Raw genomic sequence first — 18,624 nt, 5'->3', positions numbered from 1 at the left:
ATGCCTGATCGTTCATCCAATCAGCGCCCGGGATCCCGCGATGATGTCACTCGCCCAACAGAATGTCCGCCTGCCCTCTCTGGCAACGATCCGGGCATTCGAATCGGCTGCCCGCCTGGGTTCTTTTGGCCGCGCCGCTGAAGAACTCTGCCTCACGGCCAGCGCGGTGGGAAAGCGCATCACCCAATTGGAAGCCCTGCTGGGCCAGCCCTTGTTCGATCGGGGCAGCCGGGGCGTGATGCTGACGGCCGTCGGGCATGAATATCTGGAACAGATCGGGACGGCGCTGCACCTGTTGTCCGATGTCTCGCTGCATCATCGCGCCAAGAAACCGCGCGAAAGCCTGCGCCTGGTGACGACCCCGTCCTTCGGCCACTGGGTGCTGGGGCCGCATCTGCACGAGTTCATGCAGATGCATCCCAATCTGGATCTCAGCGTCGTGATGTCCATTCCTTACCTGGACATCGGGCCGTCACAGGCCGATTTCTGGATTCGGTTCGGGCTGGGGCGCTACCCCGGGGCCGTCTCCGAACTGCTGACCGACGATGTGGTCTTTCCTGCGTGTTCCCCGGAATATCTGCGCCACCACGGACCCTTGCGCCAGCCCTCGGACCTGCAGCCCGGCCACTTGCTGCACAGCCCCCTGGATCCCTGGAAACCCTGGTTCGATGCGGCAGGGCTGGACTGGCCCGAACCCGAGGAAGGGGTGAGCTACTTCGATCTGGGCATGGCCATGGCGGCCGCATGCGCAGGCCAGGGCGTGATGATCACCCGCCGCAGCCTGGCCGGCCACAGCCTGCGAACTGGGCAACTGGTGGCGCCTTTTGCGGTGACCGCAGCCCCGGACTCCCACTATTACCTGTGTCACGATGCCTCCGTACCCCAGGTGGGAATCAGACTATCGTTTTCCCTATGGCTCCGGGATCTCTGCCGCCGGATTCCGGGTCTTCCCCTGGGGGAATGAATGGGTGCGGAATTATTTTCCGCACTGCCCCGAGGCATTTTCCAACCGCTCCCGTGACGGATCGCTAGACTTTCCGCCGATACCATTCATGGCCGGCGTCGAAAGTCGGCCGCATCGAGCACAGGAGACCTCATGAAATTTTCCAAGACCTGCCTGGCGGCCGCGCTGACGCTGTCGCTGGCCGCCACGGTTCAAGCGGCGGACACCATCAAGATCGGCGTGTCCGGCCCGTATACCGGGGGTTCTTCCTCCATGGGCGTGAGCATGCGCGAAGGTGTGCGCATCGCCGCCAAGGAAATCAACGCCCAGGGCGGTGTGCTGGGTCGCCAGCTGGAACTGGTCGAACGCGACGACGAGGCCAAGAACGAGCGCGGCGTGCAGATCGCCCAGGAACTCATCAACCGCGAACGGGTGGTGGCATCCCTGGGTTTCATCAATACCGGGGTGGCTCTGGCAGGGACCCGTTTCTACCAACAGGCCCAGATTCCGGTCATCGTCAACGTGTCCACGGGCACGCTGGTGTCCCGGCAGTTTGAACAGCCGAAGTACCCGCACAACTACGTGTTCCGCACCTCGGCCGCAGACAATATCCAGGCGCCGATGATCGCCGCCGAAGCCGTGACCAAGCGTGGTTTCAAGAAGGTCGCCATCATGGCCGACTCGACCAACTACGGCCAGCTGGGCCGCGAGGACATGGAAAAGGCCCTGGAGAAACTGGGCGTCAAACCGGTCGCCGAGGAAAAATTCAACATCGGTGACGTCGACATGACTGCGCAGCTGCTGCGCGCCAAGGAAGCCGGCGCCGAGGCCCTGCTGACCTATGCGATCGGACCCGAACTGGCGCAGCTGGCCAATGGCATGGCGAAGCTGGGCTGGAAGGTGCCGATGATCGGCAGCTGGACTCTGGCCATGGCCAACTTCATCGATACGGCACGTGCCAACGGCGACGGCGCCCTGATGCCGCAGACCTTCATCCAGAACCCCAATACGCCCAGGCGCAAGGCCTTCATCGACGCCTACGTCAAGGCAGACAATCCGAAGAACGGCGTCATGGAATCGGCCGTGTCGGCCGCTCAGGGCTATGACTCGGTCCTGCTGCTGGCGGCCGCCATCCAGCAGGCTGGCAGCACCAAGGGACCGGATATCCGCGCCGCTCTGGAAAACCTGCAGAAGCCGGTCGAGGGCGTGATCATGACCTACAAACAGCCGTATTCGGCGGCTGACCACGAAACCATCGATTCTCCCGACATGGTGTACATGGGCGAGGTGTCCAAGGGCCGTGTGATCTTCGCACACGCGGAAGACGAGAAGCGCAGCATCGCCAATTCCGGCCAGGCCGCGCAGTAACTCTGCCCGATCCGTGCCTCTTCCTCCTGGCCTGTCGGCCTGGGGGAGGCATGTCACGCAGCGCCGTCCGGTGCGGTTCCGCCTGCCGGACGGCGCGTTTCGTTGGAATGTGTCATGACGATTTTTCTGCAGCTTGCCTATAGCGGCATTGCGCTGGGCATGATCTATGCGGTCATTGCCTTTGGTTATCAACTGACGTATGCCACCTCGGAGACCCTGAACTTTGGTCAGGGCGATGCCCTCATGCTGGGTGGGCTGGTGGGGTTGACGCTGGTCGGTTTCGGGATCAGCTACTGGCTGATGATTCCCCTGGTCTGCATCTTCGGCATGCTGCAGGGGGCCGTGGTCGAACGTGTGGCTGTGCGCCCGGCGATCGAGGCCCGATCCGAGTTCGGCTGGATCATGGCCACCATCGCCCTGGGCATCATCTTTCGCAATGTCGCGGAAAATGTCTGGGGGCGGGATGCCTTGCGTTTTCCGTCGCCTGTCTCGGAGACGCCGTTCACGGTCTTCGGCGCCCATATCCTGCCGATGGAATTGCTGGTGGTCGCAGGCGCGTTGCTGATCATGGGCGCCATCGAACTGTTCAACCGCAGGTCGATCTACGGCAAGGCCGTAGTGGCCACCTCGGGCGACCGGGATGCCGCCGGCCTCATGGGCATCAACACCAAGCTGGTCATTACGTTTTCCTATGCGCTGTCGTCGCTGACGGCGGCCTTCGCTGGCGTGCTGGTGGCGCCATTGACGCTGACGGGCGCCTCGATGGGCGCCGTCCTGGGCCTGAAGGCCTTTGCAGTCGCCATTGTGGGCGGACTCAACAGCGGCCTGGGCGCCATCGTAGGCGGCCTGCTCCTGGGTGTGATCGAAACCATGACCGGCTTCTACCTGTCTACGGGCTACAAAGACGTGCCCGGCCTGATCCTGCTGCTGCTCGTGTTGACGTTGCGCCCGGCCGGTCTGTTCGGCAAAACCGCGATCAAGAAGGTCTGATCCATGAACAAGAAGTCATTGCTCTCGTTTGTGGCGCTGGCAGCCATCCTGGCCGCCGTGCCGCTGGTGGTGCAGAACCCGTATTACCTGCATCTGATCGAAACAATCCTGATCTATGCAGTGTTGCTGCTGGGGCTGGACATTGTGGTCGGCTACACAGGCCAGGTATCTCTGGGCCACGCCGGGCTGTTCGGCATCGGGGCCTATACCGTCGGGGTGTTGATCCTGCAGCTGAACATGCCCTTCTGGGTGACGATTCCGGCGGCCATCGCGGTCACCGCCGTCTTCGGCGTGATCCTGGCACTGCCTTCCTTGCGGGTGACCGGGCCTTATCTGGCGATGGTCACACTGGCTTTCGGCACGATCATCCAGATCCTGATCAATGAAATGGGCTTCCTGACGGCGGGGCCTTTGGGCATCAGCCTGGACAAGCCCATGATCGGCGACCACATGCTCAGTGGCCCGGAGTTCTTCTGGCTGGTGCTGGGCCTGCTGTCCCTGTCGGTGCTGTTCACCGAACGGGTGGCGCGTTCGCATTACGGCCGTGCCTTCGAGGCGCTGCGCGACAGCCCGATCGCCTGCGATTGCATGGGGGTGTCCGTCTATCGCTACAAGGTCGTCGCCTTCGTCATCAGCGCCGGTCTGGCGGGGCTGTCAGGGGCGCTGCATGCGTATTCCGAACAGTACATCTCGCCCAACACCTACACCTTTGAACTGATGGTGCTGTTCCTGCTGGCCATCATCATGGGCGGGCGCAAGACGCGTTCCGGGGCCCTGCTGGGGGCAGCCATCATCGTCCTGTTGCCCAAGATGCTGGATGACGTGTCCACGTTCCGTCCGCTGGCCATCGGCCTGGCGGTGCTGGTGTGCGTCGGCGCGACGGTCGCCGTGCGGCGTGGCCGGGCCACCTGGAAACGCATGGCAGCCCCCGTCGTCGGCTCGCTGGCTCTGGCGGCGGGGTCGCTGGTGCTGGAGCAGATGACCGATTGGCGACTGACCATCTTCGGCCTGATGATCCTGTTCGTCGTGTATTACCTGCCGGATGGCATCGTCGGCTTCGTCGCGCAGTTCTGGACCCGGCGCCGACAGGATGCCGAGGCGCCGGCAACCGTGACGCCGGATCTGGCCCAGGTGGGCCGCGATCCGGACGCCTCGCATGGGGTGCTGCTCTCGGTCAATCGGGCCATCATGCAGTTCGGCGGGCTCAAGGCACTCAATGAAGTCGACCTGGAGGTCCGGCGCGGCACGATCCACGGCCTGATCGGGCCCAATGGCTCGGGCAAGAGCACCATGATGAACGTGCTGACCGGCATCTACGTGCCGACGTCGGGTTCCGTGGTCTTCGCCGGCAAGGATCTGGCGGGCCTGTCCTCGTCGGAGATTGCCGCACGAGGTGTGGCGCGGACCTTCCAGAACGTGCAGCTGTTCGGCGAAATGACGGCGCTGGAAAATGTTCTCGTCGGCCTGCACCACACTTTCAAGAGCGGCCTGAGCAGCATCGCTTTGCGTCTGCCGCTGTGGCGCCGGGAAGAACAGGCGGCTCGGACTCGCGCCTATGCGCTGCTGGACTTCGTCGGCCTGGCGTCGTTGGCCAACGAGGAAGCCCGCAATCTGCCCTATGGCAAGCAGCGTCTGCTGGAAATCGCACGGGCGTTGGCCCTGGACCCGCACCTGTTGCTGCTCGACGAGCCTGCAGCCGGGCTGACGGCGCCCGACATCGAGGAACTGTTGACCATCATGCGCAAGATCAAGGATCGCGGCTTGACCGTGATTCTGATCGAGCACCATATGGACGTGGTGATGGGCGTCTGCGACGCCGTGTCGGTACTGGATTTTGGCCAGAAAATTGCCGAAGGCCTGCCGCTGGACGTGCAGGCGGATCCGCGAGTGATCGAGGCCTATCTGGGCGGTGAACAGGCAGGAGCCCAAGCATGCTGAAAATCGAAAATCTGGAAGCCGGTTACGGCAAGGTCAAGGTCCTGCACGGCATCAGCCTGGAAGTCCCGGCTGGCAAGGTCGTGACCCTGATCGGCTCGAACGGGGCCGGGAAGACCACCACCATGAAGGCGATTTCGGGGATGCTGCGGCCATCGGCGGGCGTCATTACGCTGGGCGATCGGCAGATCCAGGGCCTGGAATCCCATCGGATTGCTCGCCTGGGCCTGGCTCACTCCCCCGAAGGGCGGCGGGTCTTCCCGACGCTCAGTGTCACGGACAATCTGCTGCTGGGGGCCTTTCCGCGCCTGACCGGCAGCCGCGCCAAAGGCGATGTGGATCATGACCTGGCCCGCGCGCTGGAATTGTTCCCGCGTCTGCAGGAACGCCGCGCCCAGCTGGCAGGCACCCTGTCGGGCGGAGAACAGCAAATGCTGGCGATGGCCCGGGCGGTCATGCTGAACCCCGAGGTCATTTTGCTCGACGAGCCTTCCATGGGGCTGGCTCCGATTCTGGTGGACGAGGTCTTTCGCATCATCTCTCGCCTGAAGGGCGAGGGCGTCACCATGCTGCTGGTCGAGCAGTTCGCGGCGGCGGCCCTGGCGGTGGCGGATTATGGGTACGTGCTGGAAAACGGCCGCATTGCGCTCGAGGGCCCGGCTGCCCAGTTACGCAGCGACCCGGCCGTGGCGGCGGCGTACCTGGGGGGGCATTGACTCGGAGGCCTCCAGGGAAGCGCCAACGGGGCCTTAGACCCCGTACTGCTTCAGGCCGTCCAGGTCCAGCACCTGGACGGCGCCGTATTCGACCTTCAGCAGGTGGGCGGCCTCCAGGGCGCGCAGCGCCTGGTTGGTGCGCTGGCGGGAGATCCGCGCCAGGTAGCCGATTTCTTCCTGGGTGATTTCCAGGCGCATCGAATTGCTGGGATACAGCAGCGGATTGAACAGTTCCGCCAGGCACCGGGCGACGCGGGCATCCGGGGCCAGCAGGCGGTCGTGCTCGGCCTTGCCGATGAACTGCGCCACGCGTTCGTTCAACTGATGCAGCAGGAACCGGTTGAAGGGGATGCTGTTGTCAATCAGCCATTCGAACGTGTCGCCGCGCAGGCGTGCGATGACGCTGCGGCGCAGCGCGATGATGTCGTATTTTCGGGCCTCGCGCTTCAGCAGGGAGCCTTCGCCGATCCAGCCGCCGGCGGGCACGCCCGTCAGCGAGGCCAGCTTGCCGTCGGCGTTGCCCACCGAGACCTTGATCAGGCCATCGATCACCCCGATCCAGGCGCCGGCCACTACGCCCTTGTGTTCGATGATGGTACCGGCTTCGACCTGCGCCAGCGCGGTGTCCCGGACGACACGTGCTTGCTGGGCATCGTCCAGCAAATCGAACCAGGCGGCATGCGCCTGCAAAGATCGTGTCAGATTCATGGGGAATTACCCTAGATCGTATGCGAATGTCATATGTGCGACAGTCGGACGTGGATGCGCCCTGTACCTTAGAGAGCATGACGTCCCGGATAAGGGACGCACCGCCGGGTCGTCTGCGATGGCAGGCGCCCAGGCCAAGGAGACATCATGGTACAGGAATCCGCTGTGGCGGTGACGTTCCCCGCCTTGTTGATGCATCATGCGCAGGTGCGCGGCCAGCGGCCCGCCATCCGGGAAAAGGATCTGGGCATCTGGCAGACCCTCAGCTGGCAACAGGTGGCCGGCGAAGTCCGCCGCATTGCCGCCGGGCTGGCCGACCTGGGCGTGGCCGTTGGCGAGCACGTGGCCGTCGTCGGCGAGAACCGCCCCCGCTTGTACATGGCGATGATGGCCGCCCAGTGCCTGGGGGCCATCCCCGTGCCGCTCTATCAGGATGCCGTGGCCGAGGAAATGGCCTTTGTTCTGCAGGATGCCCGGATCGGCGTCGTGGTCGTCGAAGACCAGGAACAGCTCGACAAGATGCTGGAAATCTCCGACCGCTGCCCGGCGTTGCGGGCGCTGGTCTACGACGACCCGCGCGGCCTGCGCCATTACAGCGATCCCCGGCTGCTGTCCTGGGGCGCCCTGCTGGAAAGCGGCGATGCGCGCATCGGCCGGCAGCCCGACGAAATCGATGCGCGCATGGCGGCTGTCGCGCCCGCCGACACCGCCGCCATGTTCTACACCTCGGGCACCACGGGCAAACCCAAGGGCGTGGTGCTCAGCCATCAGGCGCTGATCGACCGGGCGCGGGTGATCGAACGATTCGAGGGCCTGACCGACCACGAAGACGTGCTGGCCTATCTGCCGCCCGCCTGGATCGGCCAGAACATGTTCTCTTACACGCAGTTCCTGACCACTGGCTTCACGGTGAACCACCCCGAATCGCCCGATACCGTGTCCATCGACATGCGCGACATCGGTCCCACCTACTATTTCGCTCCGCCACGGGTGCTGGAAGGCCTGCTCACCCACGTCATGATCCGTATGGAAGACGCCGGCCGCCTGAAGCGCTGGCTGTTTCACCGGGCCATGGGGCTGGCGCGGCGGGTCGGCACGCATGTGCTGGACGGCAACGGGGCCGTGGGGGTCTGGGACCGCTTCAAATATGCGCTGGGGGATCTGCTGATCTACGGGCCGTTGCGCAATACCCTGGGCATGAGCCGGGTCCGGGTGGCCTATACGGCCGGCGAAGCCATCGGGCCGGACCTGTTCGTGTTCTATCGATCCATCGGCATCAATCTGAAGCAGCTGTACGGGTCTACCGAGACTTCGGTCTTCGTCTGCGTGCAGGCCAACGGCCAGGTGCGCGACGATACTGTCGGCCCGCCGTGCGAAGGCGTGGACATCCGCGTGGCCGACAGCGGCGAGATCCAGGTGCGCAGCCCGGGGCTGTTCACCGGCTACTACCAGAACCCCCAGGCGACAGCCGAATCCTACACGCCCGATGGCTGGTACCACACGGGGGATGCGGGGTACCTGGATGCAGACGGCCAGCTCAAGATCATCGACCGCGCCAAGGACGTCGGCCACCTGTCCGATGGCAGCCTGTTCGCGCCCAAATACATCGAAAACAAGCTGAAGTTCTTCCCCTTCATCAAGGAAGCCGTGGCCTTCGGTGCCAACCGCCCGGAAGTCTGCGCCTTCGTGAACATCGACCTGGAAGCCGTGGGCAACTGGGCCGAACGCCGGGGGCTGCCCTATGCCGGATACACCGACCTGGCGTCCAAGGACGAGGTCTATGACCTGATCCGCGACTGCGTCGAGCAGACCAATCGCGACCTGGCCCAGGACCCGAAACTGTCGGCCTCGCAGGTCGCCCGGTTCCTGATCCTGCACAAGGAACTGGATCCCGATGATGACGAACTCACCCGCACCCGGAAAGTCCGCCGCGCCTTTATCGCGCAGAAATATGCCGTGCTGGTCGAGGCCCTGTTCGAAGGCCGCGACCGGCAGTACATCGAGACCGAGGTCAAGTTCGAAGACGGTCGCAGCGGCCGGATCGCCGCCGACCTGCGCATCGAACCGGCTGCAGTCACCCGGCCCGCAGCCCTGAAAAAGGTAGCCTGAATGATTGATCAGACCGCCCAGACGGCCGAAGACTTCACCCCCGGGGCGGACCGCGCCAGCCGCATCGGGCCGGCCATCCTGGACCTGCAGAACATTTCCCTGTCGTTTGGCGGGGTCAAGGCCCTGACCGACATTTCCTTTGACGTGCGCGAGCACGAGATCCGCGCCATCATCGGCCCCAACGGCGCGGGGAAAAGCTCCATGCTGAACGTCATCAATGGCGTCTACACCCCTCAGGAAGGTCGCATCCTGCTGCAGGATCAGCAGTTTTCCCGCATGAATCCGCGCCGCGCCGCAGAGATGGGCATTGCCCGCACCTTCCAGAACCTGGCCCTGTTCAAGGGCATGAGCGTGCTGGACAACATCATGACCGGCCGCAACCTGCGCATGAAAAGCGGGGTGCTGGCTCAGGCCCTGCGCCTGGGCTCGGCCGAACGCGAAGAACTCGCCCACCGCGCCGTGGTGGAGAACATCATCGACTTCCTGGAAATCCAGGCCTGGCGCAAGACACCGGTCGGGCGCCTGCCCTACGGGCTGCAGAAACGTGTCGACCTGGGCCGCGCCCTGGCCATGGAACCGCGCATCCTGCTGCTGGACGAGCCCATGGCCGGCATGAACATGGAAGAAAAGCAGGACATGAGCCGCTACATCCTGGACGTGAACGATGAATTCGGCACGACCATCGTCCTGATCGAGCACGACATGGGGGTGGTGATGGACATCTCCGACCGGGTGGTGGTGCTGGACTACGGCCGCAAGATCGGCGACGGCACGCCGGACGCGGTGCGCAGCAACCCGGAAGTCATCAGCGCCTATCTGGGCACCACACACTAGGGAAACAGCATGGGATTCTTTCTGGAAACCGTGATTGGCGGCCTGATGAGCGGCATGCTGTATGCCTTGGTGGCGCTGGGCTTCGTGCTGATCTTCAAGGCTTCGGGGGTGTTCAACTTCGCCCAGGGCGCCATGGTGCTGATCGCCGCCCTGGCCATGGCTCGGCTGTCGGGCTGGATCGACGGCTGGCTGGGCGGGCATTCGCTGTGGCTGTCCAATCTGCTGGCCTTCGCACTCAGTGCCGCGTTCATGTGGCTGATCGCCGTGCTGGTGGAACGCTGGGTGCTGCGCCACCTGGTCAACCAGGAAGCCACCACGCTTTTGATGGCCACGATCGGGATCAGCTATTTCCTGGACGGCATCGGCCAGATCCTGTTCGGCAGTTCGGTGTATTCCATCGACGTGGGCATGCCCAAGGACCCGATCTTCATTCTCGATACCTTGTTCGAGGGGGGAGTCCTGGTCAGCCTGGAAGACCTGACCGCCGCCGCCGTGGCTGCCGTGCTGGTCGCCGTGCTGGCGTTCTTCTTCCAGTACACCACCGTGGGGCGGGCGCTGCGCGCAGTGGCCGACGATCACCAGGCGGCGCAGTCGGTGGGCATCCCCCTGAATCGCATCTGGGTCGTGGTCTGGACGGTCGCGGGCCTGGTGGCTTTGGTGACGGGCATCGTCTGGGGCTCGAAGTTCGGTGTTCAGTTCACGCTGTCCACTGCCGCTTTGCGGGCGCTGCCAGTGGTCATCCTGGGCGGGCTGACTTCGGTGCCGGGGGCCATCGTCGGCGGGCTGGTCATCGGCGTGGGCGAAAAGCTGTCCGAGGTCTATCTGGGGCCCTTCGTGGGCGGCGGTATCGAGATCTGGTTTGCCTACGTGCTGGCCCTGGTGTTCCTGCTGTTTCGGCCGCAGGGGCTGTTCGGCGAAAAAATCATTGACCGCGTCTGACCGGTTCAGACGTCACGGGGGAGTCCGCATCCATGTTCTATCGTGAAAACGGCCAGTTCAAGAGCACCTATCGGGCGGATCAGCAGATCTTCCCGATCCGCCAGGACCGCTGGTTCATGGGCATCCTGCTGGTCGCAGCCTTCGTCGGCGTGCCAGCCGTAGCGTCGGAATACTGGCTGCAGGCCATCCTGATTCCCTTCCTGATCCTGTCGCTGGCGGCCATCGGCCTGAATGTGCTGGTGGGTTACTGCGGGCAGATCTCCATCGGTTCGGGGGCCTTCATGGCGGTGGGCGCCTATGCGGCCTGGAATTTCGGCGTGCGCCTGGACCTGCCCCTGGTTGTGCAGATCCTGCTGGGCGGCGTCTTCGCCACCCTGGCGGGCGTGGTGTTCGGCGTGCCCAGCCTGCGCATTCGAGGCCTGTATCTGGCCGTGACCACGCTGGCGGCCCAGTTCTTCATGGACTGGGCCTTCCTGCGCATCCCGTACTTCACCAACTATTCCACCTCGGGCAACGTTTCTGTGCCGGCCCTGGATTTCTTCGGCTTGCCGGTGGTCACGCCCATCCAGAAATACCTGTTCGTGCTGTGTTTCGTCGTGGTGATCGGCCTGCTGACAAAAAACCTGGTGCGTGGCGCGATCGGCCGGCAGTGGATGGCCATCCGCGACATGGACGTGGCCGCCGCCGTGATCGGCATCCGTCCGGTCTACGCGAAACTCACCGCCTTTGCGGTCAGCTCGTTCATCATCGGCGTGGCGGGCGCCCTGTGGGCCTACGTCCACCTGGGATCCTGGGAACCCCTGGCCTTCGACCTGAACCGTTCGCTGCAGTTGCTGTTCATCATCATCATCGGCGGCCTGGGTTCGGTCATCGGCAGCTTCTTCGGGGCGGCCTTCATGGTGCTGGTGCCCGTGCTGCTGACCAACGTGCCGCATGCCCTGGGGCTGTCCCTGCCGGTGGACGTCGCTGCGCATATCGAACACATGGTGTTTGGTTTCCTGATCGTGTTCTTTCTGATCGTGGAGCCGCACGGCCTGGCCAGGCTGTGGAGCATTGCCAAGGAGAAGCTGAGGATCTGGCCGTTTCCCCACTAGGGCCGGCCGTTCGGCGCAGGCCTGGGTCTGTGCCAAAGGTGGGTTCCAGTGGTGTCATCCCGGGATGCATCCGGTCGGGTGCATCCCATAAAAAAGGTGCCGTCAGCACCAGGAGGAGCTACAGATGAAGCATGCATTGACCAAGACCACGGCGGTCGTCGTGATGGCTGCAGCCGGGCTGGTGGGCGTAGCCAGCACCGCCCAGGCTGCCGAGGAAAATTTCATTCCCCTGCTGGTGTATCGCACGGGGTCGTTCGCGCCGCTGGGGATTCCCTGGGCCAACGGCAAGCTCGATTATCTGAAGCTGGTCAACGAACGCGACGGCGGGGTCAATGGCGTCAAGATCGTCTACGAGGAATGCGAGACGGCCTACTCCACGGACAAGGGCGTGGAATGCTACGAGCGCCTGAAGGACAAGTTCGGCGGCGCCACCGGATACGACACGCAGTCCACGGGCATCACCTTTGCGGTCACCGACAAGGCCATGGTGGACGGCCGGTCTGTCGTGACGGTGGGCTACGGCCTGTCGCAATCGGCGGATGGCCGGGTGTTCAAATGGAACTTCCCGCTGCTGGGCAATTACTGGACTGCCTATGACACCATGATCCAGGATATCGCGAAGAACCTGGGCGGCGAGGACAAACTCAAGGGCAAGAAGATCGCCCTGATCTATCACGATTCGCCCTTCGGCAAGGAGCCCATTCCGCTGCTCGAGGAACGCGCCAAGGCCAACGGCTTCGAATTGCAGGTGTATCCGGTGGCTGCCCCTGGGGTGGAACAGAAATCGACCTGGCTGCAGATCCGCAAGAACCGTCCCGATTTCGTCCTGCTGCAAAGCGCCGGCATCATGACGCCGACCGCCATCCGCGAGGCCCAGGCTGTGGGCTATCCGCGCGACAAGATGTACGGCATCTGGTGGGCCAGTTCGGAAACCGACGTGGCCGACCTGGGCGATACGGCCAAGGGCTATCACGGCATCACGATCCAGAACAGCGCCGAACACGGCCGGGTGCACGACGACGTCAAGAAATACGTCTACGACAAGGGCCAGGGCGCCGATACGGACGGCAAGACCTTCGGGTCCATCGCCTATACGCGCGGCATGATGATTTCCATGCTGCAGGTCGAGGCCATCCGCACGGCCCAGGAAAAATTCGGCAAGGGCAAGGCCATGACGCCGGAACAGGTGCGCTGGGGGTATGAAAACCTGAACCTCGATCAGACCCGCCTGGAAGAGCTGGGCTTTGCGAAACTGATGCGGCCGGTCAAGACCACGTGCCAGAACCATATGGGCACGGACTGGGCGCGGATCATCCAGTGGGACGGCAAGAAGTTCAATGTGGTGTCCGATTGGTATCAGTCCAACCCGAAATACATCACGCCGCTGGTGCAGGCTCTGGGCGAGAAATACGCCACGGAAAAGAAACTGCCCGTGCGTGATTGCGCAGCCGAGTAAGCAGTGCCGGGGCCGGGCCCATGCCTGGCCCCCAGGAGAAGATTCATGGAAAGCGCACAGGCCCCAGAACCTGCCGTCCTGTTGAACGTCAATGGCATCGAGGTCATCTACAACCACGTGATCCTGGTGCTCAAAGGTGTGTCGCTCAGCGTGCACGAAGGCCGCATCGTTGCCCTGTTGGGGGCCAATGGCGCGGGCAAGACCACGACGCTGCGGGCCGTTTCGAATCTGTTGCGCGGTGAACGCGGCGAGGTCACCAAGGGCAGCATCGATTATCGCGGCGAGCGCATCGAATCGCTGTCGCCCGCCGACCTCGTGCAGCGCGGCGTGATCCAGGTCATGGAAGGCCGCCATTGCTTTGCCCACCTGAGCATCGAGGAAAATCTGCTGACCGGCGCCTATACCCGGAACCTGGGGCGAGCTGATCTGGCGGCGGCGCTGGAACGCGTCTACCAGTATTTCCCACGCTTGAAACAGCGCCGCAAGAGCCAGGCGGGCTATACCTCGGGCGGAGAACAGCAGATGGCCGCTATCGGCCGGGCGCTGATGGCCGATCCGCGCATGATCCTGCTGGATGAGCCGTCCATGGGCCTGGCTCCGCAGATCGTCGAGGAAATCTTCGAGATCGTGCGCGGCCTGAACCAAGGCGAAGGCGTCAGTTTCCTGCTGGCCGAACAGAACACCAACGTGGCCCTGCGTTACGCCGACTACGGTTACATCCTGGAAAACGGCCGCGTCATGATGGATGGATCGGCGCAGTCTCTGGCCGAGAACGAGGACGTCAAGGAATTCTATCTGGGGGTTTCGGGATCTGGCCGGACCAGCTTCCGGGACACCAAGTTCTACCGCCGGCGCAAGCGCTGGCTGGCCTGATTCACGGGAGAAGGCATGCAGGCATATTACGATGCGCGTGAGACGGCGTCTGCCGAGCAGCGGGAACAGGCGCTGTTCGCGCGCCTGCCTGCTGTGGTGGCGGCCGCACAGGCCAGGGCGCCGGCCATTGCCCAGCAGCTGCAAGGGGTCGATCCCGCCGGTTTGTCGTCGCGCCGTGCGCTGTCCCAGGTGCCGGTGATGCGTAAAAGCGAGTTGCTGCAGATCCAGCACGCGGCCCGCATCGCCCAGCCGGCCACGCAGGGTGATGCGGAACGGGTGCGGGTGTTCGGCGGGGTCGCTACCATCGGCTGGGGCGCGGCGCGGCGCGTGTTCGCGTCGCCCGGCCCCATTTATGAACCGGAAAGCGCCCGCCCCGATTACTGGGGCTTTGCACGCGCCTTGCATGCGGCCGGGGTTCGCTCGGGCATGTTGGTGCACAACTGCTTTTCCTATCATTTCACGCCGGCTGGCTCCATGATGGAAACGGCCGCTCATGCGCTGGGCTGCACGGTGTTTCCCGGCGGAGTAGGGCAGACCGAACAGCAAGTGCGGGCCATGGCCGATCTGGCCCCGCAGGCGTATACCGGCACGCCCAGTTTCCTGCGCATCATCCTGGAAAAGGCCGATGAAATGGGGGTGGCGCTGCCGTCCCTGCGCCGCGCCCTGTTTTCAGGCGAGGCCTATCCGCCATCGCTGCAGGCCTGGTTCCAGGCCCGGGGCATCCATGGCTTCCAGGCTTACGGCAGCGCCGACCTGGGCATGGTCGCGTTCGAGACCGAAGCCCGCGATGGTTTGGTCCTGAACGAAGACCTGATCGTCGAGATCGTGCGGCCCGGCACCAGCCAGCCCGTGCCGGACGGCGAGGTCGGCGAGGTCGTGGTGACGACCTTCAATCCGGATTACCCGCTGTTGCGCTTCGGTACCGGCGACCTGTCTGCCCTGATGGCGGGGGCATCCCCGTGCGGCCGCACCAATGGCCGCATCCGGGGCTGGATGGGGCGCGCCGACCAGACCACGAAAGTGCGCGGCATGTTCGTGCATCCCGAGCAGATCGCCCGGGTGCTGGACCGCCATCCGCAGATCGGTCGTGCCCGGCTGGTCGTGTCCGGCGAAATGGGGCACGACATCATGACGCTGAAGGTCGAAGCGGCCGACGGCCTGGACGTTGCCGGCGTGACCGACACCGTGCGGGACCAGACCAAACTCCGGGCCGTCGTGGACGTGGTGCCGGTCGGCAGCCTGCCCAATGACGGCAAGGTCATCGAGGACATCCGCCGCTACGACTGAATTCAGGTTCTTTTGCGGTAGACCAGGCTGATGCGGGCGAACGCGGCCTGCAGTTCCGGGCTGCCTGCCTGGAAGAACAGCGGCCGGCCCTTTTGCACGAAGCACACCAGTTTCTTCGAGGCGAACAGCGGAATGAACTTCGTGGACTGGATGTCGTCCCAGGATACTTCGCGGCGCGAAATCCACGATTGACGGATGCCCCAGTCGGAAATTTCCGTCACCGAGGTCCACATGTGCCAGCTCATCCACAGCAGGGCGGCAAAGCACACCACCAGACTGGCGATGACGGGCAGCGGCAGGGCGGTATCCGGGGACAGCTGCAGCACGATGAACAGGCGCACGGCGATCACCGCCATGATGAGCCAGGCGATCGCGCCGATCCAGCGCGGCCAGGCGCGCCCGCGCAGCGGCAGGGGGCCGATCTGGGCCAGGAGTTCAGCATGTTCTTCGGGGGTCGGGCGGCCAAAGGGCGACATCATGGGGATCAGGCCTTCTTCAGGGCCAGCGCCCGGCCGGCCCGGCTGGCGGTGGGGCGGCCGATCTGCTCGGAAATCCATTGGCCGATATCCACGACGGCATCCAGGTCCACGCCGGTGTCCATGCCCTGGCCTTGCATCAGGTAGAGCACGTCCTCGGTGGCCACATTGCCGGTGGCGCCCTTGGCATAGGGACAGCCGCCCAGGCCGGCCACGGAACTGTGGAAGATGCGCACCCCGCAATCCAGGGCCGACAGGATATTGGCCAGGGCCTGGCCGTAGGTGTCGTGGAAATGCCCGGCCACCCGCGTGCCCAGGTCGGTGATCTGGCCCACGGCCCGCAGGACGCGGGCGACCTGGGCTGCCGTGCCGACGCCGATGGTGTCGGCTACGTCGATTTCGTCGCAGCCCAGCCGTAGAAAACGTTCGGCCACGTCGACGACGGCGGAGATCGGGGTCTCGCCCTGATAAGGGCATCCCAGGGAACAGCTGATGCTGCCCCGCAGCCGCAGCCCGGCTTCTTTGGCCGCCGCCGCCACAGGTTCGAACCGAGCGATCGATTCGGCGATGGAACAGTTGATGTTGCGCTGGGAAAAGGCTTCGCTGGCCGCCCCGAAGATTACCACTTCGTCCATATGGGCGGCCAGGGCGCCCTCCAGGCCGCGCATGTTGGGCGTCAGGGCCGAGTAGATCGTGCCTGGGCGCCGGTCGATCCCGGCCATCACCTGCGCGCCGTCGGCCATTTGCGGCACCCATTTGGGCGAGACAAAGGACACGGCCTCGACGTTGGGGAAGCCGGCGGCGGCCAGCCGATTGACCAGTTCGATCTTCACGGAGGAATCGACGAATTGCTTTTCATTCTGCAGGCCGTCGCGGGGGCCGACTTCAACGATCTTGACGTGTTCGCTCATGGGGATCCTTGACGATGCATGGAGGCCGGGCTGGTGCGTCCAGAGTCGGCCTGTGGAGTCATCCCCCGATCATAGCGCGGCGCTCTGGGGGATGGCGCGCTGCGCCGGGGGTGACGGCGTGCCTTCAGGCGGCTGGATTGTCCGGCAGCCTCCGGTAGCGGCCGTCGGGCTGGCGTTCCAGCGCGCCGTTGATTTCCATCAGGGTCAGTTCGCTCATCAGCCGGTCGATGGGCCAGCCGGTGCGCGCCTGCAGGGCGTCGAGATCGGTGGGTTCGTAGCCCAGGGCGCTCAGCAGAGGGGCGGCATCCGGTGGCTGGACATCCGGGACCGCGCTGTCCGCTGCAGGGGCGGGGCTCTGCGGATGCGCCTGTTCCCGCGCAATCGCCTGGGCCTGCCGTGTGCGCACGCCGTCACGTGCCGTCGTGCCCGGCAGCACGCCCTGGCGCAGTTCTTCGATGATGTCCTGCCCCGATTCGACCAGTTTGGCCCCCTGGCGGATCAGCGCATGGCAGCCGCGCGACAAGGGCGAGTGGATGGAACCGGGGATGGCGAAGACTTCGCGGCCCAGTTCGCCGGCCAGCCGCGCGGTGATCAGCGAGCCGCTGCGGGCGGCGGCCTCGACCACCAGCACCCCCTGGCTGAGCGCTGCCACGATGCGGTTGCGCTGCGGGAAATGAAACGGCAGGCCCTGGGCGCCCAGCGGAAATTCGGACAGCATCAGGCCGTGTGCCGCGATGTGGTGGGCCAGGGTGCGGTGGGCGGGCGGGTAGACCCGGTCGATGCCCGTGCCCAGCACGGCCACGGTGCCGCCGCCCTGCGGCCCCGCGTCCAGGGCGCCCTCGTGGGCGGCGCCGTCGATGCCGCTGGCCAGCCCGCTGACCACGCACCAACCCTGCTGGGCCAGGTGGCGCGCGAAATCGTGCGCGTTGCGGGTGCCTTCCGGCGTGGCGCTGCGGGCGCCGACGATGGCCAGCATGGGCCGGTTCAGGATGTCCAGCTGCCCATGTGCGTACAGGATGGGCGGTGGATCGTTCAGTTCGAACAGCGCCCGGGGGTACAGGGGGTCGGCCAGCGTCAGCAGGTGATGATCGGGCTCTGCCAGCCAGCCCAGGCTGGCGTCGATTGCCTTTTGCAGCGGTTCGTCGGGGGCCTGGCGCAGGCGCGCTGCCAGGCCCGGGTCCAGATAGCGGGCCAGACTGCCGGTGGACGCTGCGCAGATGTCTTGGGGCATGCCGAAAGTCGACAGCAGCAGCCGGATGCGCGCGGCCCCCAGTTCGGGTTCCAGGCTCAGGCGGATCCAGGCCCGCAGTTCGTCTTCGGCAATGGTCGATGGCATGGCGTCAGTGTGCCATGGATCTGCGGGGCCGGGCGCCGCCGCCGTGTCGTTCCTATCTCGGCCAATAGGAAAACATGTTTTATCATAGAACTTTAGGCATCACTGAATCAGGCAATCATCATGGCTTTGCTTCCCATCCTCAAATATCCGGACCCTCGGCTGCACAAGGTCGCTGCACCGGTGCAGCAGGTGGACGACCGCATTCGCCAATTGGTCCGCGACATGGCTGAAACCATGTATGCTGCGCCGGGCGTGGGCCTGGCGGCCACGCAGGTCGACGTTCACGAACGGGTGGTCGTCATCGACGTATCCGAAAACGGCGACGAACTGCATGTGCTGATCAACCCCGAAATCACCTGGAAAAGCGACGAACTGCAGGTCTACGAAGAAGGCTGCCTGTCGGTGCCCGGGATCTACGACGAGGTCGAACGTTCGGCCCGCATCCACGTGCGCGCGCTCAACGAACAGGGCGAATCCTACGAATTCGACGCCGAAGGCCTGCTGGCCGTCTGCGTGCAGCACGAACTGGATCATCTGCTGGGCAAGGTCTTCGTCGAATATCTGTCCGTGCTGAAACAAAACCGCATCCGCACACGCTTGCGCAAGCAGCAGCGCGAATCCCAGCGCGAAGCTGCCGGGGTCTGAAGGC

Annotated in this window: 17 protein-coding genes; 13 read left to right on the top strand and 4 right to left on the bottom strand. The window is 64.6% G+C overall.

Going from position 1 to position 18,624, the window contains the following annotated elements; genetic code table 11:
• The first annotated feature begins 40 nt into the window (after positions 1 to 40).
• From VDP74_RS00195 to VDP74_RS00175, 5 genes are all read left to right on the top strand, one after another.
• A complete protein-coding gene (locus VDP74_RS00195) occupies positions 41 to 964 on the top strand; it encodes a LysR substrate-binding domain-containing protein (RefSeq protein WP_322997590.1) in 924 nt (307 codons plus the stop codon).
• Between the two features lie 132 nt (positions 965 to 1,096).
• Positions 1,097 to 2,311, top strand: coding sequence for an ABC transporter substrate-binding protein (locus VDP74_RS00190; protein ID WP_322997589.1), 1,215 nt, complete (start codon positions 1,097 to 1,099; stop codon positions 2,309 to 2,311).
• A 114-nt stretch (positions 2,312 to 2,425) separates the two neighbouring features.
• Positions 2,426 to 3,301, top strand: coding sequence for a branched-chain amino acid ABC transporter permease (locus VDP74_RS00185; RefSeq protein ID WP_322997588.1), 876 nt, complete (start codon positions 2,426 to 2,428; stop codon positions 3,299 to 3,301).
• 3 nt (positions 3,302 to 3,304) lie between these two features.
• Positions 3,305 to 5,239 carry a branched-chain amino acid ABC transporter ATP-binding protein/permease gene (locus tag VDP74_RS00180; RefSeq protein ID WP_322997587.1) on the top strand — a complete coding sequence of 645 codons (1,935 nt, stop codon included), beginning with the start codon at positions 3,305 to 3,307 and terminating at the stop codon, positions 5,237 to 5,239.
• Entirely contained in the window at positions 5,233 to 5,952 is a 720-nt protein-coding gene (locus VDP74_RS00175) for an ABC transporter ATP-binding protein (RefSeq protein WP_322997586.1), read from the top strand. The genes VDP74_RS00180 and VDP74_RS00175 overlap by 7 nt, the downstream gene beginning before the upstream one ends.
• Positions 5,953 to 5,985: 33 nt before the next feature.
• Here the strand turns inward: VDP74_RS00175 and VDP74_RS00170 are convergent, their stop codons facing one another.
• Positions 5,986 to 6,660 carry a Crp/Fnr family transcriptional regulator gene (locus VDP74_RS00170; RefSeq protein ID WP_322997585.1) on the bottom strand — a complete coding sequence of 225 codons (675 nt, stop codon included), beginning with the start codon at positions 6,658 to 6,660 and terminating at the stop codon, positions 5,986 to 5,988.
• A gap of 147 nt (positions 6,661 to 6,807) precedes the next feature.
• On the opposite strand from VDP74_RS00170, the gene VDP74_RS00165 reads away from it, so the two are divergent.
• The 7 genes from VDP74_RS00165 to VDP74_RS00135 all read left to right on the top strand — a co-directional run bounded on the left by VDP74_RS00165 (position 6,808) and on the right by VDP74_RS00135 (position 15,252).
• Positions 6,808 to 8,769, top strand: a complete 1,962-nt coding sequence (locus tag VDP74_RS00165; RefSeq protein ID WP_322997584.1) for an AMP-dependent synthetase/ligase — start codon at positions 6,808 to 6,810, stop codon at positions 8,767 to 8,769.
• Positions 8,770 to 9,603, top strand: a complete 834-nt coding sequence (locus VDP74_RS00160; RefSeq protein WP_322997583.1) for an ABC transporter ATP-binding protein — start codon at positions 8,770 to 8,772, stop codon at positions 9,601 to 9,603.
• 9 nt (positions 9,604 to 9,612) lie between these two features.
• On the top strand, positions 9,613 to 10,542 hold the full coding sequence (locus VDP74_RS00155; protein ID WP_322997582.1) for a branched-chain amino acid ABC transporter permease: 930 nt from the start codon (positions 9,613 to 9,615) through the stop codon (positions 10,540 to 10,542).
• A 32-nt stretch (positions 10,543 to 10,574) separates the two neighbouring features.
• Positions 10,575 to 11,636, top strand: a complete 1,062-nt coding sequence (locus VDP74_RS00150) for a branched-chain amino acid ABC transporter permease (protein WP_322997581.1) — start codon at positions 10,575 to 10,577, stop codon at positions 11,634 to 11,636.
• A 163-nt stretch (positions 11,637 to 11,799) separates the two neighbouring features.
• Positions 11,800 to 13,092 (top strand): ABC transporter substrate-binding protein, encoded by a 1,293-nt coding sequence (locus tag VDP74_RS00145; protein WP_322997833.1) that lies wholly within the window; start codon positions 11,800 to 11,802, stop codon positions 13,090 to 13,092.
• 45 nt (positions 13,093 to 13,137) lie between these two features.
• On the top strand, positions 13,138 to 13,965 hold the full coding sequence (locus VDP74_RS00140) for an ABC transporter ATP-binding protein (protein WP_322997580.1): 828 nt from the start codon (positions 13,138 to 13,140) through the stop codon (positions 13,963 to 13,965).
• A gap of 15 nt (positions 13,966 to 13,980) precedes the next feature.
• Positions 13,981 to 15,252, top strand: coding sequence for a phenylacetate--CoA ligase family protein (locus VDP74_RS00135; RefSeq protein ID WP_322997579.1), 1,272 nt, complete (start codon positions 13,981 to 13,983; stop codon positions 15,250 to 15,252).
• A 2-nt stretch (positions 15,253 to 15,254) separates the two neighbouring features.
• Here the strand turns inward: VDP74_RS00135 and VDP74_RS00130 are convergent, their stop codons facing one another.
• From VDP74_RS00130 to dprA, 3 genes are all read right to left on the bottom strand, one after another.
• A complete protein-coding gene (locus VDP74_RS00130) occupies positions 15,255 to 15,731 on the bottom strand; it encodes a hypothetical protein (protein WP_322997578.1) in 477 nt (158 codons plus the stop codon).
• A gap of 5 nt (positions 15,732 to 15,736) precedes the next feature.
• A complete protein-coding gene (locus VDP74_RS00125; RefSeq protein ID WP_416232910.1) occupies positions 15,737 to 16,645 on the bottom strand; it encodes a hydroxymethylglutaryl-CoA lyase in 909 nt (302 codons plus the stop codon).
• Between the two features lie 118 nt (positions 16,646 to 16,763).
• Positions 16,764 to 17,975 carry a DNA-processing protein DprA gene (dprA, locus tag VDP74_RS00120; protein WP_322997576.1) on the bottom strand — a complete coding sequence of 404 codons (1,212 nt, stop codon included), beginning with the start codon at positions 17,973 to 17,975 and terminating at the stop codon, positions 16,764 to 16,766.
• Between the two features lie 120 nt (positions 17,976 to 18,095).
• Between dprA and def the strand changes: the two genes are divergently transcribed.
• Positions 18,096 to 18,620 (top strand): peptide deformylase, encoded by a 525-nt coding sequence (def, locus tag VDP74_RS00115; RefSeq protein WP_322997575.1) that lies wholly within the window; start codon positions 18,096 to 18,098, stop codon positions 18,618 to 18,620.
• The last annotated feature ends 4 nt before the right edge of the window (positions 18,621 to 18,624 follow it).

This window comes from Castellaniella sp., from assembly GCF_034674885.1.
GTDB lineage: Bacteria > Pseudomonadota > Gammaproteobacteria > Burkholderiales > Burkholderiaceae_B > Castellaniella.
This window is presented reverse-complemented; position numbering and strand designations above follow the sequence as displayed.

What these genes read in the sequence shown, in the direction of transcription:
- VDP74_RS00130 (WP_322997578.1), bottom strand. Translation starts at nt 15,731, where the DNA reads ATGATGTCGCCCTTTGGCCGCCCGACCCCCGAAGAACATGCTGAACTC.
- VDP74_RS00170 (WP_322997585.1), bottom strand. Translation starts at nt 6,660, where the DNA reads ATGAATCTGACACGATCTTTGCAGGCGCATGCCGCCTGGTTCGATTTG.
- VDP74_RS00135 (WP_322997579.1), top strand. Translation starts at nt 13,981, where the DNA reads ATGCAGGCATATTACGATGCGCGTGAGACGGCGTCTGCCGAGCAGCGG.
- VDP74_RS00155 (WP_322997582.1), top strand. Translation starts at nt 9,613, where the DNA reads ATGGGATTCTTTCTGGAAACCGTGATTGGCGGCCTGATGAGCGGCATG.
- VDP74_RS00150 (WP_322997581.1), top strand. Translation starts at nt 10,575, where the DNA reads ATGTTCTATCGTGAAAACGGCCAGTTCAAGAGCACCTATCGGGCGGAT.
- VDP74_RS00160 (WP_322997583.1), top strand. Translation starts at nt 8,770, where the DNA reads ATGATTGATCAGACCGCCCAGACGGCCGAAGACTTCACCCCCGGGGCG.
- VDP74_RS00185 (WP_322997588.1), top strand. Translation starts at nt 2,426, where the DNA reads ATGACGATTTTTCTGCAGCTTGCCTATAGCGGCATTGCGCTGGGCATG.
- VDP74_RS00175 (WP_322997586.1), top strand. Translation starts at nt 5,233, where the DNA reads ATGCTGAAAATCGAAAATCTGGAAGCCGGTTACGGCAAGGTCAAGGTC.
- VDP74_RS00190 (WP_322997589.1), top strand. Translation starts at nt 1,097, where the DNA reads ATGAAATTTTCCAAGACCTGCCTGGCGGCCGCGCTGACGCTGTCGCTG.
- VDP74_RS00140 (WP_322997580.1), top strand. Translation starts at nt 13,138, where the DNA reads ATGGAAAGCGCACAGGCCCCAGAACCTGCCGTCCTGTTGAACGTCAAT.
- VDP74_RS00165 (WP_322997584.1), top strand. Translation starts at nt 6,808, where the DNA reads ATGGTACAGGAATCCGCTGTGGCGGTGACGTTCCCCGCCTTGTTGATG.
- VDP74_RS00180 (WP_322997587.1), top strand. Translation starts at nt 3,305, where the DNA reads ATGAACAAGAAGTCATTGCTCTCGTTTGTGGCGCTGGCAGCCATCCTG.
- VDP74_RS00145 (WP_322997833.1), top strand. Translation starts at nt 11,800, where the DNA reads ATGGCTGCAGCCGGGCTGGTGGGCGTAGCCAGCACCGCCCAGGCTGCC.
- VDP74_RS00195 (WP_322997590.1), top strand. Translation starts at nt 41, where the DNA reads ATGATGTCACTCGCCCAACAGAATGTCCGCCTGCCCTCTCTGGCAACG.
- dprA (WP_322997576.1), bottom strand. Translation starts at nt 17,975, where the DNA reads ATGCCATCGACCATTGCCGAAGACGAACTGCGGGCCTGGATCCGCCTG.
- def (WP_322997575.1), top strand. Translation starts at nt 18,096, where the DNA reads ATGGCTTTGCTTCCCATCCTCAAATATCCGGACCCTCGGCTGCACAAG.